A 26,985-nucleotide genomic window follows, 5' to 3' on the forward strand; every position below is an offset into this window, starting at 1 on the left:
CGGTTGATCGGTTCCCGGCAGGCCGATCCGTCTCCGGGACATTTCGACCACTATTCATACCCAGAACGTCTCGGGACATCATATGTTCCGGTCCGCGACAAATATTTTTATAGCTAACTAATTGTTAAGCTTAACAAATCTAAAATCAGCCCTCGATTTCCTCACGTAGCATTTCGAGCTCGAGCCATTCTTCTTCCATTTTGCTGATGTTTTGGCGAAGCTTTTCCATCTCAGCGGCCAGCTTGTTGAAGGCGGCGGGATCCTTGGTGAAGAGGTTGGGATCGGCCATCTTCTTCTCGCGGGCGGCGATCTCGGCCTCGGCTTTCGCCATTTCCTTCGGCAGGTTTTCAAGCGCGAATTTCTGCTTGTAGGAAAGTTTGCCTTTGCCCTTCTGGACGTCAGCGGTGGGTGCCGAAGATTCGGTCCTTGCCTTGTCGGCCTTTTCCGCACGGCGCCGTTCTTCCTGCGCGCCTTTCCGCTGCGCCAGCATATCCGAGTATCCGCCGGCATATTCGATCCAGCGGCCATCCGGTGCGTCCGGATTGGCGGGGGCAATGGTCGAGGTCACGGTGCGGTCGAGGAAGTCGCGGTCGTGGCTGACGAGGATGACGGTGCCGGTGTAGCCGGCGACGATTTCCTGCAGCAGGTCCAGAGTCTCGATGTCGAGGTCGTTGGTCGGTTCGTCGAGGATGAGCAGATTGGAAGGCCGGGCCATGATGCGGGCGAGCATCAGCCTCGCGCGCTCGCCGCCGGACAGGTTCTTGATCGGTGTCCTGATCTGTTCCGGCTGGAACAGGAAGTCCTTCATGTAGCCTGCGACATGCCGCTGCTCGCCGTTGACCAGCAGCGTCTCGCCGCGGCCGTCCGTCAGATAATGGGACAGCGTGTCCTCGGGGTTCAGGTCCTCGCGCTTCTGGTCGAGCGTGGCGATTTCCAGGTTGGTGCCGAGCTTGACGGTGCCGGTATCGGGCGCCAGCTGGCCGGTCAGCATCTTCAGCAGTGTGGTCTTGCCGGCGCCGTTCGGGCCGACGAGGCCGATGCAGTCGCCGCGATGCACGCGGATGGAGAAGGGCGCGACGATCGGCCGATCGTAGCTCTTGGTGATGTTTTCGGCTTCGATGACCAGCTTGCCGGATTCGCGGCCTTCGCTGACGCTCGCCTGGACCGTGCCCTGCGGTCCCTTGTGGCCGCGGTAATTGCTGCGCATCGTCTGCAGCTCGCCGAGGCGGCGCATGTTGCGCTTGCGGCGCGCCGTCACGCCATAACGCAGCCAGTGTTCCTCGCGCTCGATCGCCTTGCCGAGCTTGTGCTGCTCCAGCTCTTCGGCCTCCAGCACCTCGTCACGCCAGGCTTCGAACTCGCCGAAACCGCGGTTGAGGCGCCGTGAGGTGCCACGGTCGAGCCAGACGGTGGCATTCGAGACCTTTTCGAGGAAGCGACGGTCATGCGATATCACCACCAGCGCGCTTCTGGTCTTGCGCAACTCGTCTTCCAGCCATTCGATGGTCGGCAGGTCGAGGTGGTTGGTCGGCTCGTCGAGCATCAGGATGTCCGGCTCAGGCGCCATGACGCGGGCAAGTGCTGCACGGCGGGACTCGCCGCCGGAGAGCGTGTTCGGGTGTTCCTGGCCGGTGAGACCCAGATGTTCGAGCAGATAGGTGACGCGATAGGGATCGTCGCCGGGGCCGAGGCCCGCTTCGGCATAGGCCTGCACCGTCGAATAGTCGGCGAAATCCGGTGCCTGTTCGAGATAGCGGATGGTCGAGGACGGATGGCGGAACACTTCGCCCGATTGCGGTTCGACCATGCCGGCCGCGATCTTCATCAGCGTCGATTTGCCGGAACCGTTGCGGCCGACGAGGCAGATGCGGTCGCCCGGCTCCACCTGCAGACCCGCGCCGGCCAGCAGCGGCGCGCCGCCGAAGCTCAGGAAGATATCGTCAAGTTTCAGGATAGGGGGCGCCAATAGCTTAGGCTCCTGTCATGTCATAGGGGCGGGCAAGGATCATGGCCTTGCCTTTCCTCAAATGGAATTCCACCTGGCCTTCCGCAACGTTCGAGACGGTGCGCGAGGAGCCGAAGGGGAGCGAGAAGTTGTCGAGCGGATAACGTGCGCCGATGATGTCGAGCCCTTCCAGGTCGGAAAACCCGATGACGGAAAACAGCGAACCCTTGGGCAGGTCCAGAGTCTTGGTGCCTGGCAGCAACGGCACGGCCTCCTCGTCGCCCGACGTAAGCATGATGTCGAGGTCGCGTTCGGCCAGGCTCATAGCGTGAAAGAGATGCTGAAGCGCATGGTCGCTGCGCTCGCCGCCGAGCGCGCCGGCAAAGATCAGTCTTGTTGCACCGCCTTCGACGGCTTCGGCCGTCGCGATCTCGCCGTCCGTCTCGTTCTTGGCCGGCGGGAAGGCCTGCCGCTCGACCTGCGGAAACTGCGCGATCAGCGCGGCATCGGAGGAGTCGAAATCGCCGACCCAAAGCTCCGGTTCGACGCCCAGCGCCGCTGCATGGCGCATGCCGCTATCGGCCGCAATGAAGCGGCTGCCGGCAACGGTGTCCCGCAGGCGGTCGGTGACGGTGAGATTGCCGCCGAGCAGAATGGTGAAGGTCGAATGGCTCATGCGCATTGCCCATAGCGCAAAGCCGGCCGAAAGGGAAAGCTGTTGCACCGCCGGGGATGAGCTTTTAGTTTGCGGCGCTTAATTGATCAGGATGCCGAGATGCAGTTTCAGGGTACAGCGGACTATATTGCCGACAAGGATCTGATGGTGGCGGTCAACGCCGCGATCCGGCTCGAACGTCCGCTGCTGGTCAAAGGCGAGCCGGGCACCGGCAAAACCGAACTGGCGCGGCAGGTCGCCGCCGCCCTCGGGCTCGATCTCATCGAGTGGAATATCAAGTCCACCACCAAGGCGCAGCAGGGGCTTTACGAATACGACGCCGTCTCGCGGCTGCGCGACAGCCAGCTGGGCGACGAACGCGTCCACGATGTCGCGAACTATATCCGCCGCGGCAAGCTGTGGCAGGCCTTTGCCTCCGACAAGAAGCTCGTTCTGTTGATCGACGAGATCGACAAGGCGGATATCGAATTCCCGAACGACCTGCTGCAGGAACTCGACCGCATGGAGTTCCATGTCTACGAGACCGGCGAGATGGTGCGCGCCAAGGTCCGGCCAATCGTCATCATCACCTCCAATAACGAGAAGGAACTGCCGGACGCCTTCCTGCGCCGCTGTTTCTTCCACTATATCCGCTTCCCGGACGTCGATACGCTCGCCCGCATCGTCGAGGTTCATTATCCCGGCATCAAGCAGACGCTGGTGCGCAATGCGCTGACGCAATTCTACGAGATCCGCGAGATGCCGGGCCTGAAGAAAAAGCCCTCGACCTCCGAGGCGCTGGACTGGATCCGGCTCCTGGTCTCCGACGATGTCGATCCGTCGGATCTGCGCGGCGATGTCAAGAACGCGCTGCCGAAGCTGCATGGCGCGCTCCTCAAGAACGAGCAGGACGTGCATCTCTTCGAGCGGCTGGCCTTCATGGCGCGGCGGGAGCGGTGAGCGGAAGATTATGCTCCCATTGACGCCGGGAGTAGCAAGGCGTATTTGAACTCCCGAGAATTCGTGGTGATTTGGCCGGCCGGCTTGCAGCCACGTTAAAAAAGTCGCTAAAGGGCCGCGAGAAGATGTCTTCCCACGGACCGGTCGCGATTTATTTTGCCGCCGGTTTTATTTTTGTTGGGTTGAGACATGCCGATCAAGATTCCCGATACGCTGCCCGCATTCACGACGCTCGTTTCCGAAGGCGTGCGGGTGCTGACCGAAACCATGGCGGTGCGGCAGGACATTCGTCCGCTGCAGATCGGGCTGCTCAATCTCATGCCGAACAAGATCAAGACCGAGCTGCAGATGGCGCGCCTTGTCGGCGCCTCGCCGCTGCAGGTCGAGTTCTCGCTGGTCCGCGTCGGCGGCCACAAGGCCAAGAACACGTCGGAAGATCACCTCCTGTCCTTCTACGAGACCTGGGAAGAGGTGAAGCACCGCAAGTTCGACGGCTTCATCATCACCGGTGCGCCGATCGAGACGCTTGCCTTCGAGGACGTCACCTATTGGGACGAGATGCAGAAGATTCTCGACTGGACGGCGACCAACGTGCATTCGACCATGAATGTCTGCTGGGGCGCGATGGCGGCGATCTACCATTTCCACGGCGTGCCGAAATACGAACTCAAGGAAAAAGCGTTCGGCGTCTATCGCCACCGCAACCTCGTGCCGTCCTCGATCTATCTGAACGGCTTTTCGGACGACTTCCAGGTTCCGGTGTCGCGCTGGACCGAAGTGCGCCGCGCCGACATCGAAAAGCACCCGGACCTCGAAATCCTGATGGAATCCGAGGAAATGGGCATCTGCCTGGTGCATGAGAAAGCCGGCAAGCGGCTCTACATGTTCAACCATGTGGAATACGACTCCACCTCGCTGGCTGACGAATATTTCCGGGACGTCAATGCCGGCGTGCCGATCAAGATGCCGCACAACTACTTCCCGCATAACGACGACACGCTGACGCCCTTGAACCGTTGGCGCAGCCATGCACATCTTCTGTTCGGCAACTGGATCAACGAGATCTACCAGACGACCCCTTACGACCTGGAGAAGATCGGCACCGAATAGGCCTCGACGCGATGTTCATTCCCTTCTTCCTTCACCTCAAAGAAGCGAAAGTCCCGGTGACGCTCCGGGAATTTCTCGACCTTCTCGAAGGCATGGAGGAAGGGATCGCGGATTTCGACGTGGAGGCCTTCTATTTCCTCGCCCGCACGGCGCTGGTGAAGGACGAGCGGCATATCGACAAGTTTGACCGGGTGTTTTCGTCCTATTTCCGCGGACTCGAGGCCGTCTCCGGCGAGCCGGGCCTGGATGTCGCCAATATCCCTGAAGAATGGCTGCGCAAGCTCGTCGAAAAGCACCTGACGGACGAGGAGAAGAAGCTCGTCGAGTCGCTCGGAGGTTTCGAGAAGCTGATGGAGACGCTGCGGAAGCGGCTGGAGGAACAGAAGGGCCGGCATCAGGGCGGCTCGAAATGGATCGGCACAGGGGGCACCTCCCCTTTCGGGGCCTATGGCTATAATCCGGAAGGCGTGCGGATCGGCCAGGACCAGTCCCGCCATCGCCGGGCGGTAAAAGTGTGGGACAAGCGTGAGTTCGCCGACTTCGACGATAGGGTCGAGCTCGGCACCCGAAACATCAAGCTTGCGCTGAAGCGGCTGCGCCGCTGGGTGCGGGAAGGGGCGGTCGAGGAACTCGACCTGCCCGGGACGATCCGCTCCACCGCCGAACACGGTTATCTCGATGTGCAGACCCGGCCCGAGCGGCGCAATGCGGTCAAGCTCCTGATGTTCTTCGATGTCGGCGGCTCGATGGACGATCATATCCGCGTTGTCGAGGAACTATTCTCGGCCGCACGGGCCGAATTCAAGCATATGGAGCATTTCTACTTCCACAACTGCCTCTACGAAGGGCTGTGGAAGGAGAACGGCCGCAGGTCGGAGCGGACGCCGACGCTTGAGCTGATCCGCAGCTATGGCGCCGACTACAAGGTGATCTTTGTCGGGGATGCCTCGATGAGCCCCTATGAGATCACCCATACGGGCGGTTCCGTGGAGCACTGGAACCAGGAACCTGGAGGGGCCTGGATAGGGCGCGTCACCGAGCATTTCCGCCGCTGCGTCTGGCTCAACCCGGTGCCCCAGGACCGTTGGAGCCATACAACGTCGATCGGCATCATGCGGCAGCTGATGACCGACCGCATGTTCCCGCTGACGCTTGGCGGGCTGGAACAGGCGACGCGCGCCCTCACGCGCTAGAGCCTTTTTCTTCTCCGCGCCGTTGCGGCCTGCAGCCAAATCGCGCAGGTTGCCGCAAACATATCGGTGGAGGAGCAATCTCATGGCGGACCAGAATTTCGAAGTTTTCGGCACCACGGAAAAGGGCGAAACCGTCTATCGTGTCCGGATCTCCGGCGGCGGGCTCACCGCGAGTGTCATCACCTGGGGTGCGGTGATCCAGGACCTCAGGCTCGACGGCCATCAGCCGCCGCTCGTGCTCGGCTTCGAACGGTTCGAGGATTACCTGAACCATTCTCCCTATTTCGGTGCGACGCCGGGCCGTTCGTCCAACCGTATCGGCGGTGGCCGCTTCGTGCTGGATGGGAAGCAATATCAGCTGGAACTGAACGAGCGGGGCGTGACCCATCTCCATGGCGGCTCGGATGGCATCGGCCGCAGCAACTGGACGATCGTCGAACATGCCGCCGACAAGGTGGTGCTGCGGATCACCGATCCCGACGGCCGTGCCGGTTATCCGGGAAACTGCACGGTCACGGCGACTTACCAACTCAAGAGCGATGGCGTTCTTTCCGTCGTCTACCAATCCACCACGGATCAGCCGACGCTCGCCAATATCTGCCAGCATACCTATTTCAATCTCGACGGACGCGAGGATGCGCTCGATCACGACATCATGATCGCCGCGGACCATGTGCTGGTCTTTGACGACAAGCAGGTGCCGACCGGCGAACTGATGGCGGTCGCAGGCACGCCTTTCGACCTGCGCGACATGGGGCCGATGAGGCGGTTCGACGGCGATGCCCAGGTCCTGTTCGATCACAACTTCTGTCTGTCGCCGGAGCGAACGGCCAAGCGTTCCGTGGCTCTGGCGCGCAGCATCCATTCCGGCGTGTCGCTGGAAGTCCGCACCACCGAGCCGGGCGTGCAGCTCTATGCCGCCTTCAAGCTGCAGCAGATCCCCGCAGAGGGCCTCGATGGGCGCCGCTACGGTCCCTTCGCCGGGTTCTGCCTCGAAACCCAGGTCTGGCCGGACGCCATCAACCATGCCGATTTCCCAAATGCCGTGCTGCGCCCGGGCGAGGTGCTGCTGCAGGAAACCGACTATGTCTTTTCAAAGCAATGATCGCCGGCCTCGTCCGGATCGGGATTATCTGCGCCTGAGCAAATAACCGTTATCATGGAGGCCCGCCTTGCTTCGGCGTCCATGTAAAATTGGTAAGGCGCAGATTTCATTTGCAATTTTATCGTTTCGTGAGGGTTCCGAAACCAAGTTACCACTTGCCGTTCTACATTGTGGAACGTAGTAAGATTTTGACATTAGTTAAATTTCAACGGATTTCAGCATAGTTTTCTTCAGGATTGGCATTGCCGCCCGCCGGGCGGCTGCCCTCTGCTTTTGCGGAGCACAGTTCGAGGGATATATGAACGAGATCAGCATCAGGAAGCCACTGTCGAGAAGGCTTACCTTCTTCGGTTTTGCAGCCGTGCTTTTCGCGAGCGTCGTGATCGGCGGGCTTGCCTGGGAACGGCAGTCGAGCATGACCGAGCAGGCGCTGCAGACGGAACTCGACAGCGATCTCGCGGTCATCCAGGACGACATGGCCGCCCAGGGGCGTGCCGCATCCGCGCTCGCGCTGACGATCGCATCCCTGCCGGAGACCTCCCCGCTCATCCTTGCCAACGATCGGCAGGGCCTGCTCTCGCGCTATTCCAATATGAAGACCGTGAAGGAGGCGAGCGGCCTCGAAATGATTACCTTCGTCGGAGCGACGGCCGACGTCGTTGCCCGCGCTCACGATCCCGATGTCTTTGGCGACAACGTCAAGGCGCGTCGCAAGATGGTGGCGACCTCGCTCAGCGACAAGAAACTGGTTGTCGGCATCGAGACCGGCCGCACCGCAGTCAGCCTGTTCGCAACCGCGCCGGTCGTCAGTGACGGCAAGGTCATCGGTGTCGTGGACGTCGGGCTGAAGCTCGTCGATGCCTATTTCTCCCGGCTGACCAAGGAAGTGAACGCCCATGTCACGCTCTACACCCGGGGCGCCGACAAGTTCGACAAGCAGGCCTCCACTCATGGCGGCAATCCGATCCTGACGGTGCCGGAACTGCAGGAGGCCTATGACAAGGGCGTCGTGCGACGCTACGCGGATATCGGCGGCAAACATTATGCCGTCGAGGCGGTGCCGCTTCTCGACTTCTCGGGGACCAAGGTCGGCGTTCTGGAAATCGCATCGGATATCACGCCGCTGGTCGCTGCCAGCGAAGCCGCATTGTGGATGACCGCACTCGGCACCGTCGTCGTTTCGATCCTGTCGCTGATCGGTTTCCTGGTCTTTGCCCGGTCGCTCGGCGGCACCGTTCGTCGCCTGACCGTGACGATGACGAAACTTGCCGCCGGTGACCTCACCGCCCAAGTGGACGGCCAGGAGCGCCAGGACGAACTCGGTGCGATGGCCAGGGCCGTCCAGGTCTTCAAGGCATCCGCCGAGGAGAATATCCGGCTCGAACAGCAGGCATCCGAGGCCCGCGAGGCGCAAGAACACCAGCGTCAGCGCCAGTCGGCGATCGACAATGCCAAGGGCGAGGACCTGCGCGCCTTCGTGCATGCCATCGAGGAAGGCTTCAACCGGCTTGCCGGCGGCGATCTGACAGTCCGGATGGACCAGGCGGTTGCGACGGAGTTCGAGCCCATCCGCGCCAAGTTCAACAGCTCGGTCGGCAATCTCGAAGAGGCGATCGGCTCGGTCGTCGGAGCCGTCGGCACGATCCGCGCCGGCCTCCAGGAAATCTCGATCGCCTCCAACGACCTTGCCAAGCGCACCGAACAGCAGGCCGCCAGCCTCGAAGAGACGGTAGCGGCTCTCGGCCAGGTGACGTCGGCCGTCAACGACAGCGCCAGCGGCGCAAGCCGTGCCCAGGGCGTCGCGTCGCTTGCCCAGCAGAAGGCCCAGCGCGGCGGCGAGATCGTTGCCAGTGCGGTCGCCGCCATGGCGGCGATCGAAGGCTCGGCCGAGCAGATCAACCGCATTATCGGCGTGATCGACGACATCGCCTTCCAGACCAATCTTCTGGCTCTCAATGCAGGCGTGGAAGCCGCCCGTGCAGGCGAAGCCGGCCGCGGATTCGCGGTCGTCGCGCAGGAGGTCCGTGGGCTGGCCCAGCGCTCGGCCGATGCCGCCAAGGAGATCAAGGCACTGATCTCGACATCGTCCGCACAGGTCAAACAGGGCGTCGAGCTCGTCACCGCCTCTGGCAAGTCGCTCGATGACATCGTCGGCGAAGTGGCGCAGATGAGCACGTTCGTCAACACGATCACGTCAAGCACCAGCGAACAGGCGATGAGCCTGCGCGAAGTGGCGGCCTCCGCCGACCAGATGGACAAGGTGACCCAGCAGAACGCCGCGATGGTGGAAGAAACCACCGCCGCCGCCCAGAGCCTGACGCAGGAAACAGACAGCCTCGCCGACATGATGGCCCGCTTCAAGACGAAGGCGGGGGCGCCCTCCCAGAGCTATGCTTCCGGCGGTTATCGCTCGCGCGCAGCCTGACCGGGCTTTTCCGAATTGACGACACCGCCGGCCGCAAGCCGGCGGCGTTTGCCGTTTTAAGGCTATGTCGGCTGGATCATGCGGCGCAGTTCACCTTCGAGCAGCGCCATGTTTACAGGTTTCCGGATGATCGTCCGGTTTCTGAAACTGTGGTGATCATCAAGCTGCTCATATCCGGTGCAGAACAGGAAGGGCACGCCATGGGTCTGCAGCCACTCCGCAAATGGGTAGACGGGTTTTCCCCCGAGATTGACATCGAGGACGGCGAAGTCGGGAAGTTCCGAGCCGTCGACCAGGCGCATGGCTTCATCGGCGGTCGCCGCCGGTCCGACAACTTCCCAGCCGCGCGATTCAAGTTCGCTGCAGAGCTCCATGGCGACGAGGGTCTCATCCTCGACGACGAGAATGCGGCCCGCCGAGCCGGTCTCCGACGACCTGGACGCGACCTCCTCGCCGGGAACCGAGCCGCTCGAAATATCGGGACGGTAGACGGATCGAGGCAGCACCGCGACAAGGCACATGCCGGTCGCAGGCCAGCTGATGTCGAGTTTGCCCGCCAATTGACGGGTGGCGACCTCGGTCACCAGGGTCGAGCCGAAACCCTTGGATTCCGGCTTCCGCACCGCCGGCCCGCCGGCCTCGGTCCAGCGGAGTTCCAGTTCCTGTGACGGCAGGATGCGCCATGAGACATCGACACGCCCTTCGGCGACCGACAATGCCCCGTATTTGACGGCATTGGTGGCGAGCTCGTGAATGAGGAGGCTGACCGGCTGCACGGCATTGGGAGTAAGAGTGATGGCGGGTCCGCCGATCATCAGCTGGCTGATGCTCTGATAAGCCCGGGTTTCCTCGGTGAGGACCGCAGCGAGGTCTCCGCCCTGCCAACGGTTCTGCGCAAGGAGCGAATGGGCGCGGCTCAGCGCCGAAACGCGGCCACGAACGGCGACGATGAACTCCTCCTTGGTCTCGGCGCGTGTCAGGGAGACCAGCGCTTGCACTACTGCCAGGGCGTTCTTGGCCCGGTGATCGACCTCGCGGGCCAACAGCTGGCGGGAATCCTCGTTCGCCTTGCGTTCGGTAATGTCGCGCAAGATGACAGTTGCCAGCTTTCCGTCACCGATCTGTACCTGCGAGATCGATGCCTCTACCGGGAATTCCTCGCCATTGGCGCGCAGGCCGCTGATCGCCCCCAGCGCGCCCATCCGGCGGTTTGTAACGCCGGTCTCCTTGAAGAGGCGGATATGTTCGGCATGCCCATGCCGAAACCGCTCGGGGATGAAACGTTCGATCGGCGAGCCGATCGCATCCTTGCCCGCGACGCCAAACATGCGCTCGGCGGCCGGGTTGAACAATACGATTCGCTGGCCCTCATCGACGGTAATCAGTGCGTCCATTGCCGATTCCACGACCCCCTCCATGCGTCGCCGGCTTTCCAGCAGAGCATCCTCGGCGGCCTTGCGCTCGGTGATGTCGCGCAGGATGACGGTGGCAAGGCGTTCGCCGCCGATCTCCACCTGCGAGATCGACGCCTCGATCGGAAACTCCTTGCCGTCGGCCCGCAAGCCGCTGATCGCACCGAGCGATCCCATCTGGCGGGTGGTTACCCCGGTTTCGGTGAAACGATGAATATGCGCCGCGTGGGTCGGACGATGTCGTTCCGGCATGAAGCGGGAGATATGCTGGCCAAGCGCCTCGTTGGCAGACAGGCCGAACATGCGCTCTGCCGCCGGATTGAACAGGATCACCCGTTGTTCGTCATCAATGGTGATGATCCCGTCCATTGCAGAGGCGACGATGCCCTCGAGCCGTTGCATGGTTTCCACGGCGGTTTTCTGACTGAGCTTTTTGTGGTGCGGGCGAGATTCCATGACGGTACATCCCCAATTCAACCCCCGAATCACTGGCGCAACATCGCCAGGATAGTTGCAATCAGTATTCCATCTCCCGCATTTGGTGAATATGCGAAAGTCATCAAATTCATGGGGAAATCAGGTGGGACGGAAGCCTGCTTCGCAGTCGTCGAGGGAGATGCCGAGCCCCCAGGCGTCATATCGAGATCGGCTTTATAAAATCTTGAAGAGGAGATTTGGAGCGGGCGAAGGGATTCGAACCCTCGACCCCAACCTTGGCAAGGTTGTGCTCTACCACTGAGCTACACCCGCTCATCAATCCACCGGTCCGTGGTAGTGAAGCTTGACCGTGGCGTCGTGGCTCGTTGCCGGCGACGGGCGCTATATGGCCCAGTCCTTTTTCAAATGCAACAGGGAAATGACGATTGGCGTGAAGAAAAATTGCGATCCCGTCAAAGCGCCTGCAAACCGCCGGTTCCGTCCGGAACCGGCGGTTGGTTCATTGTCAGGAGGCCGGGCAGGCCGCTCCGGACTTCATCCAGGCACTGATGAGTTCGCCGAATTCGGCCTGTGTGCCCGGCACCGGTTCGCGTCCGGCACCCGGATTCCAGCCCCAGCCGACCAGTTCGTCATGCGCCATGTGCTCGACGATCTGATCCATGGTCTTGCCGCCGTTGCGGGCCGGGTCCTTGATCTGCTGGCAGATCTGCCCGAGCGATTTGCCGACCCAGGCCATTTCGATCGGCGCCAGATGCCAGGCGGGATTGCCCGGAATGCTCTTGATCGTGTCGGCCTGGCCGACGACGGGCGTGTTTTCCGCGCTGTGGCAGGTGGTGCACTGCATGCCGGGCAGGCCCATGCCGCCATCGCCCCGGAAGACCGGAGGCTGGTGCGGACGCATGTTGGCGCCCTGCAGCGGCCGGTCGGTTGCCGGGTGACAGTTGACGCAGCGCGGGTGCTGGATGACCTTGCCGGCCTCCTGGAAGAGCGCCACGGAGCGTTCCCGCTCGCTGGCGATCGACTGGAAGGAGGCGGCGGGTATGAGCGTCTTGGCGTCGGTCTTGGCGTCCTGGGCGACCGAGGCGGGCGACAGCGCGGTGCCGGCGCCCACGAAAAGACAGAGGGTAGCGACGCCGGTGATAGCGAATTTCCAGTTCATCGGGCTTTGATCCTCAGGCCGAAACGATGTTGACGATAGGCAGTTGCCGGACCGGCGCTCCCGTCAGGCGACGCCAGGCATTGGCAACCGCCGGACCGACAGGCGGCACGCCGGGTTCGCCGACGCCGCTCGGCTTTTCGCTCGACTTGATGATCTCCACCGCCACGTCCGGCATCTCGTTGATGCGGATGGAGCGGTAGTCGTGGAAGTTCGACTGCATGATCTTGCCGCCCTTGGCCAACGTCACCGCGTCGAAGAGAACCGCGCCGAGGCCATAGCCGATGCCGCCTTCCATCTGCGCCTTGATGACGTTCGGATTGATGGCGACGCCGCAATCGACCGCACACCAGACCTTGTGAACGCGGGGTGCACCTTCCGGTCCGATCGAGACCTCGACGATCTGGCCGACGAAGCTGCCGAAGCTTTCGACCACCGCAACGCCGCGGGCGCGGCCTTCCGGAGCCGGTGAACCCCAGTTCGCCATTTCAGCAGCCTTCCTCAACACGCCTGCATGGCGTGGCTTTTCGCCAAGCAGCGCAAGCCGTCCCTCGACCGGATCCTTGCCGATCTTCTGGAAGAGTTCGTCGACGAAGGTCTCCACTGCAAAGCCGGTATGGGTGTGGCCGACCGATCGCCACCAGAGCGGCGGGATGGAGAGCTGGACGTTGTGGGCGCTGACTTTCAGGTTGGGGATCGTGTAGGGCAGGTTGGAGGCGCCTTCGACCGAGGTCTCGTCGAGATCCGCCTTGCCCATGATCGACTGGCCGACGATCACCTGTTCCCAGGCCGTGATCTGGCCCTGCGCATTGATGGCGCCGCGCATCCTGTGGGCATACATCGGGCGGTAATAGCCGCCGCGGATGTCGTCCTCGCGGGTCCACATGTGCTTCAGGGGACGGGTCCGATCAGTTGCGGCATAGACGGCTGCCGCTTCCTGTATGTAGGGCGAGCCGAACTGCGCCTTGCGGCCGAAACTGCCGCCGGCGAGCTGGGTGTTCACCCTGACCTTCGCTTCGTCGAGCCCGAGGATCTTGGCGGCGACCTCCTGGTCCATGCCCGGGAACTGCGCGCCGTTATAGATATCGACCGATCCGTCATCCGCCTTGATGAAGACGGCGTCGAGCGGCTCCATCGGTGCATGCGCCAGGAAGGGGAAGACGATCTCGGCCTCCACAGTCTGCAGGCCGGGCGCCTTGAAGGCGTCGTCGAGATTGCCCTTGTTGGTGGCTTCCAGTCCCTTTTCGCCGAAGAGTTTCCGGTAATCGGCCGAGAGTTCCTCCGAGGAGCGGGTCTCCGCCTTTGACAGATCCCATTCGATGCTCAGCGCATCGCGGCCCTTGAGCGCCGCGAACGTGTTGTCCGCATAAACGGCAATGCCCGCCGGCACCTGCTTGATGTCGACCACGCCCTGCTCCTTGCGGGCTTCGGCATCGTCGAAGCTCTTCACCGTTGCGCCGAAATGCTCGGGGTGGGCGACGACGGCGATCAGCAGGTTGTCCGGCGTGATGTCGAGCGTGAAGATCGACGTGCCGTTGGTCTTGCCGTGGGTGTCGAGCTTCGGCAGTTCCGTCCCGATCAGCACGAAATCCTTGGGGTCCTTGAGTTTCGGCTCGGCAGGCGGCGTCTGGCGTGCCGCCTTCTCGGCAAATGCGCCAAAACCGCTCTCCCTGTTGGAGGCGGCATGCTTGATGCGGCCCTTCTGGACGGTGATCTCGGAGACCGGCACCTTCCAGTCTTCGGCGGCAGCGGCGACCAGCATCGCCCGCGCAGTGGCGCCTGCCTTGCGCATCTGCTCGTAGGAATTGGCGATGGCGCTCGAACCGCCGGTGCCCTGCAGGCCGAACATCAGGTTGGCATAAACCTTGTTGTCGGTCGGCGAATGGACGGCGCGCATCTGGCTCCAGTCGGCATCGAGTTCTTCTGCCACCAGCGTTGCAAGCCCTGTGAATGGGCCCTGGCCGAATTCGATGTGCTTGGAAAGCACGGTCACGGTGTCGTCGGTGCCGATCTTGACGAAGGCGTTCATCGGCGCAAGCGCCGGATCGCCGCCGGCATGCACGCCGGTCGGCGCAGCGGAGAGCATCTTTGGCGCGATCGCCACTCCGATGACGAGGCCGGAGCCGGCGAGGAAGCCGCGGCGTGTGGTGTTGATGTCCTGGATGGTCATCGCTCAGCCCTCCATCGAATTGGCGGCGTTGTGGATCGCCGCGCGGATGCGATGGTAGGTGGCGCATCGACAGATATTGCCGGTCATCGCGCCGTCGATATCGGCATCCGTCGGCTTCGGCACCATCTGCAGCAGGGCGACCGCCGACATGACCTGTCCGGACTGACAGTAACCGCATTGCGGCACGTCGAGGCCCGCCCAAGCAGTCTTGATCGCATCGGCTTCCTTGCCGGAAACACCTTCGATGGTGACCACGTCCGAACCCTCGATAGTCGCGATCGGGGTCACGCAGGAGCGGCGCGGCATGCCGTCCAGGTGGACCGTGCAGGCGCCGCACTGGGCGACGCCGCAGCCGTATTTGGTGCCGGTGAGCTTTTCGAAATCGCGGATGACCCAGAGAAGCGGCGTGTCGGGGTCGCCGTCGAACGTTCTTTCCTGTCCGTTGAGCGTGAAGGTGACCATGAGGCAGACCTTTCAGATGAGAAGCCGGGCGCTGCGCCGGCACTGGAGATTGAGCGGCTGTTATCGGCCGGGGCCGATATCGAGGGCGCGGAATATCGCGCCGAAATAAACTTGAGTTAACTGGAGAAGTTATTGTTTATCAACTGGCTACGGTCGGCCGACGGAATTGCCGGATGCCGGTTCTCCACATCGTAAAATGGTTGCACCGTCATATCAGGTCAAGCGCTTCACGAGATCGTGTGAGCTTGCCTTGGCCGAGCGGAACATTGTGGTTATGATCATAGTCCGACCGCCCGCCAACAGAGCCAATTCCATCAGCATGACCGAGACACAGCCGAAAACCGCCGAGGATCTTTTCCGTTTCCTCGACAGCCTGGATATTCCCCATTCGACCAAGACGCACCCGCCGGTTTTCACCGTGGCGGAATCCGAAAGCCTGCGTGACGAAATCCCCGGAGGCCATACCAAGAACCTGTTCGTGAAGGACAAGAAGGACCAGTATTTCGTCCTGACGGTCGAGGAGCGCGCGACGGTCGACCTGAAGACCGTGCACAAGGTGATCGGAGCATCGAGCCGCGTCTCGTTCGGCCGGCCCGAAATGCTCCTGGAATATCTCGGCGTGGTTCCCGGTTCGGTGACGGTATTCGGCGCCTTCAACGATACGGGTCGAAATGTTACCTTCGTGCTCGACGAAGACCTGATGAAGCACGACATCATCAACGGCCATCCGCTGTCGAATGATGCCACGACGTCCATTGCCAGCGGCGATCTTATCCGCTTTCTGGAGGCGACCGGCCATGCGCCGCTTGTCTTGAAAGTGACAGACTGACATACGATCTTTGCAGCCTAGATGGCAAAGATGCGAAAGCGTTCCCGGGAGAACATTCATGAGCGGCAGCAATAACCCCTATGGCGGTTCCTACGGCGGGCAGATGACTGCTTCGGCAAGCTTCGGAGCGGCTCCGGCGGCATCGGGTCCTGCTGGGGGTTACGTATCCGACACCAGCACCGCCGGCTTCACCAAGGACGTGCTCGAAGAATCGCGCCGCCAGCCGGTGCTGGTGGATTTCTGGGCGCCCTGGTGCGGTCCCTGCAAGCAGCTGACGCCGGTGCTCGAAAAGGTGGTCAACGAAGGCCAGGGCCGGGTCAAGCTCGTCAAGATGAATATCGACGATCATCCGTCGATCCCGGGCCAGCTCGGCATCCAGTCGATCCCGGCGGTCATCGCCTTCGTTGACGGTCGCCCGGTCGACGGCTTCATGGGCGCGGTGCCGGAAAGCCAGGTTCGCCAGTTCATCGACAAGCTCGCCGGACCTCCGGGCGCCGAAGATGCGGCCGAGATCGAGGGAGCCCTCGCGGAAGCCGAGGCCTTCCTGGTCGCCGGCGATATTCAGGACGCGGCCCAGCTCTACGGCGCCGTCCTGCAGGCCGATCCGGAAAATGCCAAGGCTGCCGCCGGAATGATCCAGTGCCTGATCGCGATGGGCGAGACGGCCCGTGCGAGCCAGATGCTTGCCTCCCTTCCGGAAGAGCTCGCCAAGGAACCGGCGATCCAGGCGGTCGCCAAGAAGCTCGAGCAGATCGAGGAAGCCCGCAAGCTCGGCGATCCCGTGGCTCTCGAGCGCCAGCTCGATGCCAATCCCGACGATCACGACGCCCGTCTGAAGCTCGCCAAGATTCTCAACGTCCAGGGCGAACGCGACAAGGCTGCCGAGCACCTGCTGACGATCATGCGCAAGGACCGCACGTTCGACGACGATGGTGCGCGCCGCCAGCTCCTGGCATTCTTTGATGTCTGGGGACCGAAGGACCCGGCGACGATCGCCGCCCGCCGCCGACTGTCCTCCATTCTGTTTTCGTGAGCCCGGCACTGTTTTTGTAAGCCAGGGCCAATCCTCGAGGATTGGCCTTGCGTTCTCCGGTGGGCGCCCCACATTATTCGGAGCGGCGAATCTTTGGTCTGAGCTGGTGATCGTCTGGGAGTGTCGGACCCATGCATGTGGGAAATGCGAGATATCTGAAGCGCGAGGATCTGCCGGAGACGGTCCCTGTATTTCCTCTTACCGGTGCGCTGCTTCTGCCCGGTGGACAGCTGCCGCTCAACATCTTCGAACCACGCTATCTCGCCATGTTCGACGCGGCGCTTGCCGGTGACCGGCTGATCGGCATCGTGCAGCCGTCGCTGCTCGAATCCGGCGAGGCCGCCGAAGGTCCGCGTGCTCCGCTCTCGACGGTCGGCTGCATCGGCCGCATAACATCATTTGCCGAAACGGGCGATGGCCGATACATCACCTCGATCAGCGGCATCTGCCGCTTCCGGCTCATCGAAGAGGTGGGCCAGGGCCATCCCTACCGCACCTTCAAGATCGCGCCGATGATGACCGACCTCTCCACCGAGGACGACGAGAGTACGGTCGACCGCGCCGAGTTGCTGCGCGTCTTCCGCGCCTATCTCGACGCCAACAAGCTGGAGGCGGACTGGGAAAGCGTCGAGCGCGCCGGCAACCGCACGCTGGTCAATTCGCTGTCGATGATGTCGCCCTTTGGACCAGCCGAGAAACAGGCTCTTCTCGAAGCGCCGGACCTTCGGACCCGCGCCGAGACGCTGATCGCCATCACGGAAATCCTGCTGGCGCGGGATTTCGGCGATTCCGACACCATGCTTCAGTAAAGGTCCCGGGTCCATGGACGAGAAACTCAGCAAGGTCGATCCGAAACTGCTCGACCTGCTCGTCTGCCCGCTCTCCAAGACCCGGCTGTCCCTCAATCGCGAGACCAACGAGCTGATCTCCCAGAAGGCGCAGCTCGCCTACCCGATCCGCGACGGCATCCCCATCATGCTGATCTCCGAGGCCCGCAAGATCGAGGACTGAGGTTTGCCCCTCATCCGCCTGCCGGCACCTTCTCCCCGCTTGCGGGGAGAAGGACGCAAGCCGTATCCGCCTCGCTCCCATTTGCCGAGCTGCACGTCGCTGGGCTTCGTTGCTTGAACACGTCGGTGCGGCATAACCCCTTCGCCCCGCGTGCGGGGAGAAGGTCGCGGCAGCGGGATGAGGGGCTCTGGGCGCGGGCTTAAATTGTTTGACCCGTCAACAGTTTCGGACCGCCTTCGCCGCTCTTGCCCGCTGCCTGGTCGATGAAGAAGCTCTTCAGCTTTGGCATGCGTTCGACGATGCCCAGGCCGAAGTCGCGGGCGATGCGGATCGGGGTGACGTCGTTGGAGAACAGCCGGTTCAGCACGTCGGTCGTGACCCCCATGCGGAACGTATCGAAACGCCGCCAGGACTGGTAACGCTCCAGCACGTTGAGCGCGCCGATATCGAGGCCGAGACGATCGGCTTCCACGACGGTTTCCGCCAGCGCCGCGACATCCTTGAAACCGAGATTGAGGCCCTGGCCGGAGATCGGGTGGATGCCGTGCGCCGCATCGCCGGCAAGGGCGACGCGCGGTGCCACGAAGGCGCGGGCGAGCGTCAGGCCGAGCGGGAAGGCGCGTTTGCCGCCGACTACCGTCAGTTCGCCGAGCTTGTGGCCGAAACGGCGCTGCAGCTCTTCCTCGAACACCAGGTCGTCGGAGGCGACCAGCCGGTTGGCCTCGTCCGTGCGCTCCGTCCAGACGAGCGAGGAACGGTTGTTGGTGAGCGGCAGGATGGCAAACGGGCCGGACGGCAGGAAATGTTCTTCCGCCACACCTTCATGCGGCCGCTCGTGGGCAACCGTCGTGACGATGCCGGACTGGCCGTAATCCCAGGTGACGGTCTTGATGCTGGCCATGTCGCGCAGTTTGGAGCGCACACCGTCGCAGGCGACCAGGAGGCGCGTCTCGGCCGTCGAGCCGTCGGAGAGTGACACGGTGCAACGGCTGCTGCCGGACTGGAAGCCGGTGGCGGAAAGCCCGTGGCGGATGGTGATGCCGAGGCGTTCGGCAGCACCGCGCAGTGCTCTCACCATGGCGACATTCGGGACCATATGGGCGAACGGCCTGCCTTCCTCGATTTCGCCGTCGAAGGTGAGGAAGACCGGCCGCACCGGATCGGACGTGCGGCTGTCGGTAACGATCATCCGGTTGATCGGCTGGGCGTCCACGGCGATCTCGTCCCAGACGCCGATGACGTCGAGCATGCGCGTCGCGGCGGCGATGATGGCGGAGGCCCGCTCGTCCTTTTCCCAGACGCCGGCAGGAGCCGCCTCGATCACCTCGACCTGAAGATGCGGCGCCGCCTGCTTGACCGCGACAGCGGCAGCGAGACCTACATAACCGCCTCCTACAACCAGCATGTCCAGCATTTGCCTAAACTCCCGTGAGACTTGAGAATATCATGTCCTGGATATAGATCATCCTGACGCCGCTTCCTATCACCGGAGTTCGTCATAATGTCGCGCCAGACCGAATCCCCCTCCGCCATGGAACAGCTCATCGCGACGCTCGACCTCGAAAAGCTCGAGGAAAACATCTACCGCGGCACCAGTCCCGATGTCGGCTGGCAGCGGGTATTCGGCGGCCAGGTGATCGCCCAGGCCCTGATGGCGGCCCAGCGGACCGTGGAAGTCGATCGTTTCGTGCATTCGCTGCATGCCTATTTCATGCGCCCTGGTGATCCTTCCGTTCCGATCCTCTATCAGGTGGAGCGCATCCGCGACGGGTCAAGCTTCACCACCCGCCGGGCAGTGGCGGTCCAGCACGGCAAGGCGATCTTTGCCATGTCCGCCTCCTTCCAGGTGGAGGAGGGCGGTTATGAACACCAGATCGACATGCCTTCGGTGACGCAGCCGGAGGATCTGATGGGCGAGAAGGAGTTCAAGGAACTCTTCCTCAAGAAGGCGCCGGAGAACGTGCGCCGCTACTGGAGCCGGGAGCGGCCGATCGAAGTGCGTCCCACCTCGCTCGTGCACTACCTCACCAGGGACAAGCTCGAACCGCGGCAGGACATCTGGGTCCGGACCGTCGGCGAGGTGCCGTCCGACCGCCGCTATCAGGCAGCCGTGCTCGCCTATCTCTCCGACATGACGCTGCTCGACGCGTCGCTCTATCCGCATGGCACGTCGATCTTCGATCCGACGCTTCAGGCGGCGAGCCTCGACCACGCCATGTGGTTTCACAAGCCCGCCACATTCGACGATTGGCTCCTCTACACGCAGGACAGCCCGAGCGCCTCCGGTGCCCGTGGAATGACCCGCGGCAGCATTTACACCCGTTCTGGCACACTGATCGCGTCGGTCGCCCAGGAAGGACTGATTCGGAAAAAGGCAAATGATTAATAGTTGTGCAAATTTCCAATTTTGCACAAGTTTTAGACGTGTTTGCGCCATCCAAATGCCCGTTTTTTGAGGCCGGCGTTCTAAGTCTTTACATTTCAATAACTTATAGGCGCCATCGAAACTGGCACGCCCCTTGAATGTATCTCGTCAGTCGCTGTCATGATCTTGACGTCGATGAGGAGAGTCGGCCTTGGCCGAGGACAAACAAAGGATGGGAAAGCCAGATGAAAATCGTGATGGCCATTATCAAGCCGTTCAAGCTGGATGAGGTGCGCGAAGCCCTCACGGCTGTCGGTATCCAGGGCCTGACCGTGACCGAAGTCAAAGGTTACGGGCGCCAAAAGGGACACACCGAAATCTATCGCGGTACCGAATACGCCGTAAGTTTTCTGCCAAAACTGAAGATCGAAATCGCAGTCCCCTCCGACCTCGTCGAAAAGGCCGTGGATGCGATCGCTTCGGCCGCCAAGACCGGCCAGATCGGCGATGGCAAGATCTTCGTCTACTCGATCGAGCAGGCCGTGCGTATCCGCACCGGCGAAACCAACACAGAAGCGCTTTAAAGCACGGCTGACAGGGGAGTTTTTAAGCTATGCAATTTAACAAGATTTCCACTCTCGGACGCCTGGGTGCCGCTAGCGCGGCGCTCCTCGCTCCGGCCGTCGCTTTTGCGCAGACGGCTGCCGCACCGGCGGCTGAAGCTGCAGCCGCAGCTCCGGCCATGACGGTCGACAAGGGCGATACGACCTGGATGCTGATTTCCTCCATTCTCGTCCTTCTGATGATCGTGCCTGGCCTTGCACTTTTCTACGGCGGTCTCGTTCGCACCAAGAACATGCTTTCGGTTCTCATGCAGGTCATGATGATCGCCGCCGTGGCGATGATTGTCTGGGTTACCTACGGCTATTCGCTCGCCTTCACGGACGGTGGCTCGATCAACAGCTTCGTCGGCGGCTTCTCCAAGATGTTCCTTGCAGGCGTCGACACGACGACGATGTCGGAAAGCTTCACCAAGGGCGCTGCCATTCCGGAACTCGCCTTCGTTTGCTTCCAGATGACCTTCGCAGCCATCACCCCTGCGCTGATCATCGGTGCATTTGCCGAACGCATCAAGTTCTCGGCAGTCATCCTGTTCACCATCCTGTGGCTCACCTTCATCTACTTCCCGATGGCCCACATGGTCTGGTTCTGGGGCGGCCCGAGCGCCTATTCCGGCCCGACCGGCCTGATCTTCGGCTTCGGCGCGATCGATTTCGCAGGCGGCACCGTCGTCCACATCAATGCTGGTATCGCAGGTCTCGTCGGCGCCATCATGGTCGGCAAGCGTACCGGCTTCGGCAAGGACATGATGGCTCCGCACTCGATGACGCTCACCATGGTCGGCGCTGCGCTCCTGTGGGTCGGTTGGTTCGGCTTCAACGCCGGTTCGAACCTCGAAGCCAATGCCTATGCAGCCCTTGCAATGATCAACACCTTCGTTGCCACTGCTGCCGCCATCGTCGCCTGGGCTCTCGTTGAAACCTTCGCTCGTGGCAAGGCTTCGATGCTGGGTGCTGCTTCGGGTGCCGTTGCAGGCCTCGTCGTGATCACCCCGGCTGCCGGCTTCGTCGGCCCGATGGGCGCTATCATCATGGGCCTGATCGTCTCGCCGGTCTGCTACTTCTTCGTCTCGACGGTGAAGAACAAGTTCGGTTACGACGATACGGCTGACGTCTTCGGCGTACACGGCGTCGGTGGCATCATCGGTGCCATCCTCACCGGCGTGTTCGTCAACCCGGCTCTCGGCGGTGCGGGCATCGTCGACTATTCGACGGCTGACTTCGCTGCCAGCTATGCCGGCACGGCAACGCAGGTCTGGGCTCAGTTGAAGGGCGTGATCGTCACTCTCCTGTGGTCCGGCATCGGTTCCGCGATCCTCTACAAGATCGTCGACCTGATCGTCGGCCTGCGCGTCACGGTCGAAGCCGAGCGCGAAGGTCTCGACCTCGCTACCCACGGCGAAGCCGCTTACCACTCCTGATCGACGGCTTGCGGCGGCGGGTAACCGTCGCCGCAGCAGATCATGCCGCAGCTTTTGGAAGCTGCATTCGCCCGGGCCTCAGCCCGGGCTTTTTTGTGCATGTTTTCAGCCTTCTTGCGGCCCGTCGTGGTTAAAGGGACATTAACCATCAACGCGCTATTCTCTTTTGGAATTGCGTGAATCAGCTCTCACCTTGCCGATTCGCGCTCGTAGTTGCGTTTCAAGGACGGCGGGCAGACACGATGGGCAGAAGCAGTTCAGCGGCTATGGCAAACCGGTCCACCCGCCTGGTGCTCACCGCCTTCGTATGGCGCCAGGCGCTGGCACTCGTCGGTTTCGGCATCTTCCTCGCCCTGGCGCTGGCGGTTGCGGCACTGGCGACCTGGAACGTCGCCGACCCGAGCTTCTCCTATGCGACCGACAATGCGCCGACCAATATTCTCGGCTTTCCGGGTGCGGCCTTTGCCGACCTGATGATGCAGTTTCTCGGGCTTGCCAGCCTGGTCGCCCTGCTGCCGGTGCTTGCCTTCGCCCTGGCGTTGATCGCCGGCCGCAAATACGACCGCGTTCCGGCCCGCCTTGCGGCCTGGGGCGGCGGCACGCTGCTCGCCTCCGCGACATTGGGCTGCTTTCCCGCCCCGCTCACCTGGCCGATCCCGAACGGCATCGGCGGCGTCATCGGCGACATGATCCTGCGGTTCCCTGCGCTGTTCGTCGGCGCCTATCCGACGGGTACCGTGGCGATGGTGCTCGGCTCCCTGTTCATCATTCCCTGCGCCTGGCTGATGCTGTTTGCCTCCGGCCTCGTCGGCGAAGCCCTCGAGGAGGATGCCGAGGACGACGACCAGCCGGTTGCGGCGGCAAAAACCCGTTCCAAACGCGAGGAGATCCAGGAGGAGGACGACGAGGACCGGTTTGCCGGTTTCCTGGCCTTTGGCGCCATCGCTCACTACTGGTATATCGCCCAGGCCAGATTGCGGCGTCTTGCCGGCATCAAGCCGCGCAGCCGGATGGATTTCGACCAGCCCTACGATTTCAACGAGGACGAATTCGGCACGCTGAACGAACCGGTCCGCGCTCGATCGGCATCCGTAGTCCCCGGCCGTCGCATGGAGCCCTCGCTCGATGGTCCCGCCGAGCGGGTGACCTCGCCGCGTCGGGTGGTGGCAGCGCCGCCGATTTCCAGCCTTGACGAAGACGACGACTACGATCCGCCCTTCGACCGCGACGACATGCCTCCGCGGCCGGCCGGCATCCTGGCCGATGACGACGAGGACGATGATGCGCCGTTCGTCGCCTCGCGCGCACCGCAGACCGTCAACGGCGTCCGCGTCCAGCAGCGTGTCGCCCCGTCGGCGGCACCTCCGAAGCCAAGTGCCCGTGTGGCCCGCGAAGCCCAGGGCTCGTTCATCGCCCCCGATGGCTTCCAGCTTCCCTCCGTACATCTGCTGAACGAGCCGAAGGCCGTTGCCCGCGACGCCTCGCTGTCGGCCGATGCGCTGGAACAGAATGCGCGGCTGCTCGAAGGCGTCCTCGAGGATTTCGGCGTCAAGGGCGAGATCATCCATGTGCGCCCCGGCCCGGTCGTCACGCTTTACGAACTCGAGCCCGCACCTGGCATCAAGTCGTCGCGGGTCATCGGCCTTGCGGACGACATTGCCCGTTCGATGAGTGCGATCGCCGCCCGCGTCGCCGTCGTTCCCGGCCGCAACGCGATCGGCATCGAACTGCCGAACCGCACCCGCGAGACGGTCTATCTGCGCGAGATGATCGGCAGCAAGGATTTCGAGGGCAGCAAGGCGAAGCTCGCCATGGCGCTCGGCAAGACGATCGGCGGCGAGCCTGTCGTGGCCGACCTTGCCAAGATGCCGCATCTGCTTGTCGCCGGCACCACCGGTTCGGGCAAGTCGGTCGCCATCAACACCATGATCCTCTCGCTTCTCTACCGCTACACGCCGGAGAAGTGCCGCCTGATCATGATCGACCCCAAAATGCTCGAACTCTCCGTCTATGACGGCATTCCGCACCTTCTTTCGCCTGTGGTCACCGACCCGAAAAAGGCCGTCGTGGCGCTCAAGTGGACCGTCCGCGAGATGGAAGAGCGCTACAAGAAGATGTCGAAGATCGGCGTGCGCAATATCGACGGCTTCAACAGCCGCGTCGAGCAGGCGCTGGAGAAGGGCGAGGTGCTGACCCGCACCGTGCAGACCGGTTTCGACCGCCATACCGGCGAAGCCATGTACGAGACCGAGGAATTCGATCTCCAGCCGATCCCCTATATCGTCGTCATCATCGACGAAATGGCCGACCTGATGATGGTCGCCGGCAAGGATATCGAAGGTGCCGTGCAGCGCCTGGCGCAGATGGCTCGTGCGGCCGGCATCCATGTGATCATGGCGACCCAGCGCCCGTCGGTCGACGTCATCACCGGCACGATCAAGGCCAACTTCCCGACCCGCATCTCCTTCCAGGTGACGTCGAAGATCGACAGCCGCACGATCCTCGGGGAACAGGGTGCCGAACAGTTGCTCGGCATGGGCGACATGCTCTACATGGCCGGGGGCGGCCGCATCCAGCGCGTCCACGGGCCTTTCGTCTCCGATACCGAGGTGGAAGACATCGTCGCCTACTTGAAAACTCAAGGCCAGCCCCAATATCTCGATGCGATCACGGCCGATGACGACGAGGATGGTGACGGTGCCGGGCCGGCCGGCATGTCCAATCTCGCAGACTCGGACGACCCTTATGACCAGGCGGTGGCGATCGTGCTGCGGGACGGCAAGGCGTCCACGTCCTACGTCCAGCGCCGACTCGGCATCGGCTATAACCGTGCCGCTTCGCTGATCGAGCGGATGGAGCAGGAGGGGTTGATCGGGCCGGCCAACCATGCCGGCAAACGCGAAATCCTGGTGCCGACCGAGGGCGACATTCTCGAACGGTAAGGCTTTCGTGATCGCCAGGGGCCGGCCATCAAGCCGCCGCCTTTGGTGCGGAGGAGTAACGAAAGGAGACCAGAATGAAGAACGAAAAGACCATCCTTTCAAACACTAGTGCTGGCGCGCTCGGCCGCCGGCAGTTTTCGCTCGGGCTTGCGGGCCTGGCGGCGGCCGCGTTTGCGCCGGATCTCGGCTTTGCCCAGAGCTCCAGCAGTGCGGCGGCCCAGAAGATCGCCGACCATTTCTCCTCGGTCAAAACCATGATGGGCGAATTCGTGCAGTTCGGCCCGCGCGGCGAGCAGACCGGCGGAAAATTCTTCATCGAGCGCCCAGGCAAGCTGCGCTTCAATTTCGAGGATCCGTCGCCGATCCGCGTCATCGCCGACGGCAACAACGTCGTCATCGGCAATATGAAGCTCAAGACCTGGGATATCTACCCGCTCTCAAAGACGCCGCTCAGCCTGCTGCTCGCCAGCCGCATCGACCTTGGCAACCAGATGGTCCGCGACGTCAAGCAGGAGTCCGACCTCACCACGATCGTGCTCGGCAACAAGACCGTGTTCGGCGATTCGACCATCACCATGATGTTCGATTCCAAGACCTACGACCTGCGCCAGTGGACGATCACCGACGCCCAGAACAAGGACACGTCGGTGATGATCTACAACGTCCAGAACGGGGTCAATCTCGACGATAAGGTCTTCATCATCCCCTATGAGGACGTCCGCAAGGGTTGATCTCTGCTGGGCCTGAAATCAATGAAGGGCTGCGCTTGATTGCGCGGCCCTTTTCGCTTCTCAGCGACGCCAAAATTTCCTAAAGCTCGCGGCAGAGCCCGAGGGAAATCATGACATTTTCGATCACGACCTGGAATATCAACTCCGTGCGGCTGCGCATGCCGATCGTCCAGCAGTTCCTCGTCCGCCACAAGCCGGACATTCTCTGCCTGCAGGAAATCAAGTGCCAGGAGCCGGAGTTTCCGCTGCAGCCGCTGAAGGACCTCGGTTACCAGCACATCATCATCCACGGCCAGAAGGGCTATCACGGCGTCGCCATCGCCTCGAAGGTGCCGCTCCTCGAAGACCACCGCCAGAACTATTGCAATGTTGGCGATGCCCGGCACATCTCGGCGCTCTTCGAGCGCGGCTCGCGGCGCATCCGGCTGCATAATTTCTACGTACCCGCGGGGGGCGACGAGCCGGACCGGGCGATCAATCCGAAATTCGGCCACAAGCTCGATTTCATCGAGGAGATGAAGGCGCTGAAGGCGGACGCCATGCCCGGCATTTCCTCCATCCTCGTCGGCGACCTCAACATCGCGCCGCTGGAGCACGACGTCTGGTCGCACAAGCAGCTCCTGAAGATCGTCAGCCACACGCCTGTCGAGACCGAGGGGATGAAGGAGATCATCGCCCGTGGCGGCTGGCTCGACCTGATGCGCCAGCACACGCCGGAGCCCGAGAAGATCTATACGTGGTGGAGCTACCGCGCCAAGGACTGGGAAGCGGCGAACAAGGGTCGCCGGCTCGACCATATCTGGTCCTCGCCCGACCTCGGCCCGTTCCTCGACCGCATCGACGTGCTCAAGGAAGCCCGCGGCTGGAACCAGCCTTCGGACCACGTGCCGGTCACGGCGGTGTTCAAGTTCTGAGATTGGTGGATCTATCGCGATACGCTGCGGGGCGGTGGCCCCCTCATCCGACCCTTCGGGCCACCTTCTCCCCGAGGGGAGAAGGGGA

At 62.4% G+C, this 26,985-nt stretch carries 22 protein-coding genes, 1 tRNA gene and 1 riboswitch; of the genes, 15 read left to right on the plus strand and 8 right to left on the minus strand.

Annotated features, from left to right (window positions below; all coding sequences use genetic code 11):
• Nucleotides 1-145: 145 nt before the first annotated feature.
• Nucleotides 146-1,966, minus strand: a complete 1,821-nt coding sequence (locus tag ACZ9EJ_RS20165) for an ABC-F family ATP-binding cassette domain-containing protein (RefSeq protein ID WP_046640180.1) — start codon at nt 1,964-1,966, stop codon at nt 146-148.
• A gap of 4 nt (nt 1,967-1,970) precedes the next feature.
• Nucleotides 1,971-2,627 carry a thiamine diphosphokinase gene (locus ACZ9EJ_RS20170; RefSeq protein ID WP_251089836.1) on the minus strand — a complete coding sequence of 219 codons (657 nt, stop codon included), beginning with the start codon at nt 2,625-2,627 and terminating at the stop codon, nt 1,971-1,973.
• A 93-nt stretch (nt 2,628-2,720) separates the two neighbouring features.
• Between ACZ9EJ_RS20170 and ACZ9EJ_RS20175 the strand changes: the two genes are divergently transcribed.
• The 5 genes from ACZ9EJ_RS20175 to ACZ9EJ_RS20195 all read left to right on the plus strand — a co-directional run bounded on the left by ACZ9EJ_RS20175 (nt 2,721) and on the right by ACZ9EJ_RS20195 (nt 9,393).
• Nucleotides 2,721-3,560 carry an AAA family ATPase gene (locus tag ACZ9EJ_RS20175; protein WP_046631746.1) on the plus strand — a complete coding sequence of 280 codons (840 nt, stop codon included), beginning with the start codon at nt 2,721-2,723 and terminating at the stop codon, nt 3,558-3,560.
• Nucleotides 3,561-3,613: 53 nt separating this feature from the next.
• A riboswitch (SAM riboswitch) is annotated at nt 3,614-3,691 on the plus strand.
• Between the two features lie 58 nt (nt 3,692-3,749).
• Nucleotides 3,750-4,670, plus strand: a complete 921-nt coding sequence (gene metA, locus ACZ9EJ_RS20180; RefSeq protein WP_046631749.1) for a homoserine O-acetyltransferase MetA — start codon at nt 3,750-3,752, stop codon at nt 4,668-4,670.
• Nucleotides 4,671-4,681: 11 nt separating this feature from the next.
• Nucleotides 4,682-5,863: a vWA domain-containing protein gene (locus tag ACZ9EJ_RS20185; RefSeq protein WP_046640178.1), complete on the plus strand. Its 1,182-nt coding sequence runs from the start codon at nt 4,682-4,684 to the stop codon at nt 5,861-5,863.
• 82 nt (nt 5,864-5,945) lie between these two features.
• Complete coding sequence (locus ACZ9EJ_RS20190; protein WP_046640177.1) at nt 5,946-6,968, plus strand: aldose epimerase family protein; 1,023 nt, start codon at nt 5,946-5,948, stop codon at nt 6,966-6,968.
• Between the two features lie 298 nt (nt 6,969-7,266).
• Nucleotides 7,267-9,393, plus strand: coding sequence for a methyl-accepting chemotaxis protein (locus tag ACZ9EJ_RS20195; RefSeq protein WP_046640176.1), 2,127 nt, complete (start codon nt 7,267-7,269; stop codon nt 9,391-9,393).
• A 62-nt stretch (nt 9,394-9,455) separates the two neighbouring features.
• Here the strand turns inward: ACZ9EJ_RS20195 and ACZ9EJ_RS20200 are convergent, their stop codons facing one another.
• From ACZ9EJ_RS20200 to ACZ9EJ_RS20220, 5 genes are all read right to left on the minus strand, one after another.
• Entirely contained in the window at nt 9,456-11,207 is a 1,752-nt protein-coding gene (locus tag ACZ9EJ_RS20200) for a PAS domain S-box protein (RefSeq protein WP_476099751.1), read from the minus strand.
• Between the two features lie 273 nt (nt 11,208-11,480).
• Nucleotides 11,481-11,555, minus strand: a tRNA-Gly gene (locus ACZ9EJ_RS20205).
• Nucleotides 11,556-11,748: 193 nt separating this feature from the next.
• Nucleotides 11,749-12,402 carry an Isoquinoline 1-oxidoreductase subunit gene (locus ACZ9EJ_RS20210; RefSeq protein WP_251089826.1) on the minus strand — a complete coding sequence of 218 codons (654 nt, stop codon included), beginning with the start codon at nt 12,400-12,402 and terminating at the stop codon, nt 11,749-11,751.
• A gap of 13 nt (nt 12,403-12,415) precedes the next feature.
• On the minus strand, nt 12,416-14,569 hold the full coding sequence (locus tag ACZ9EJ_RS20215) for a xanthine dehydrogenase family protein molybdopterin-binding subunit (RefSeq protein WP_046640174.1): 2,154 nt from the start codon (nt 14,567-14,569) through the stop codon (nt 12,416-12,418).
• 3 nt (nt 14,570-14,572) lie between these two features.
• Nucleotides 14,573-15,031 (minus strand): (2Fe-2S)-binding protein, encoded by a 459-nt coding sequence (locus ACZ9EJ_RS20220; protein ID WP_046631762.1) that lies wholly within the window; start codon nt 15,029-15,031, stop codon nt 14,573-14,575.
• Between the two features lie 319 nt (nt 15,032-15,350).
• On the opposite strand from ACZ9EJ_RS20220, the gene ACZ9EJ_RS20225 reads away from it, so the two are divergent.
• The 4 genes from ACZ9EJ_RS20225 (at nt 15,351) to ACZ9EJ_RS20240 (ending at nt 17,904) form a co-directional block, all read left to right on the plus strand.
• The gene (locus tag ACZ9EJ_RS20225) at nt 15,351-15,860 is read left to right on the plus strand and encodes a prolyl-tRNA synthetase associated domain-containing protein (protein ID WP_046631767.1); all 510 of its coding nucleotides are present in this window, start codon (nt 15,351-15,353) and stop codon (nt 15,858-15,860) included.
• A gap of 58 nt (nt 15,861-15,918) precedes the next feature.
• Entirely contained in the window at nt 15,919-16,893 is a 975-nt protein-coding gene (gene trxA / locus ACZ9EJ_RS20230; RefSeq protein WP_046640173.1) for a thioredoxin, read from the plus strand.
• 131 nt (nt 16,894-17,024) lie between these two features.
• On the plus strand, nt 17,025-17,702 hold the full coding sequence (locus ACZ9EJ_RS20235; protein WP_046631771.1) for an LON peptidase substrate-binding domain-containing protein: 678 nt from the start codon (nt 17,025-17,027) through the stop codon (nt 17,700-17,702).
• 13 nt (nt 17,703-17,715) lie between these two features.
• On the plus strand, nt 17,716-17,904 hold the full coding sequence (locus ACZ9EJ_RS20240; RefSeq protein WP_046631772.1) for a Trm112 family protein: 189 nt from the start codon (nt 17,716-17,718) through the stop codon (nt 17,902-17,904).
• 199 nt (nt 17,905-18,103) lie between these two features.
• Here ACZ9EJ_RS20240 and ACZ9EJ_RS20245 read toward each other — a convergent pair whose 3' ends face one another.
• Nucleotides 18,104-19,318, minus strand: coding sequence for a ubiquinone biosynthesis hydroxylase (locus ACZ9EJ_RS20245; protein ID WP_046640172.1), 1,215 nt, complete (start codon nt 19,316-19,318; stop codon nt 18,104-18,106).
• Between the two features lie 87 nt (nt 19,319-19,405).
• Here ACZ9EJ_RS20245 and tesB point away from each other — a divergent pair, with 87 nt between their 5' ends.
• The 6 genes from tesB (at nt 19,406) to ACZ9EJ_RS20275 (ending at nt 26,897) form a co-directional block, all read left to right on the plus strand.
• Nucleotides 19,406-20,290, plus strand: a complete 885-nt coding sequence (gene tesB / locus ACZ9EJ_RS20250) for an acyl-CoA thioesterase II (RefSeq protein ID WP_046631776.1) — start codon at nt 19,406-19,408, stop codon at nt 20,288-20,290.
• 224 nt (nt 20,291-20,514) lie between these two features.
• Nucleotides 20,515-20,853 (plus strand): P-II family nitrogen regulator, encoded by a 339-nt coding sequence (locus tag ACZ9EJ_RS20255; protein WP_007773854.1) that lies wholly within the window; start codon nt 20,515-20,517, stop codon nt 20,851-20,853.
• 29 nt (nt 20,854-20,882) lie between these two features.
• On the plus strand, nt 20,883-22,310 hold the full coding sequence (locus ACZ9EJ_RS20260; RefSeq protein ID WP_046631780.1) for an ammonium transporter: 1,428 nt from the start codon (nt 20,883-20,885) through the stop codon (nt 22,308-22,310).
• Nucleotides 22,311-22,552: 242 nt separating this feature from the next.
• Nucleotides 22,553-25,252, plus strand: a complete 2,700-nt coding sequence (locus ACZ9EJ_RS20265; protein WP_046640171.1) for an FtsK/SpoIIIE family DNA translocase — start codon at nt 22,553-22,555, stop codon at nt 25,250-25,252.
• A 74-nt stretch (nt 25,253-25,326) separates the two neighbouring features.
• Nucleotides 25,327-25,983: an outer membrane lipoprotein carrier protein LolA gene (locus tag ACZ9EJ_RS20270; RefSeq protein ID WP_046640170.1), complete on the plus strand. Its 657-nt coding sequence runs from the start codon at nt 25,327-25,329 to the stop codon at nt 25,981-25,983.
• A 110-nt stretch (nt 25,984-26,093) separates the two neighbouring features.
• Nucleotides 26,094-26,897: an exodeoxyribonuclease III gene (locus ACZ9EJ_RS20275; protein WP_046640169.1), complete on the plus strand. Its 804-nt coding sequence runs from the start codon at nt 26,094-26,096 to the stop codon at nt 26,895-26,897.
• Nucleotides 26,898-26,985: the final 88 nt, after the last annotated feature.

The organism is Neorhizobium sp. USDA 3394, from assembly GCF_056280385.1.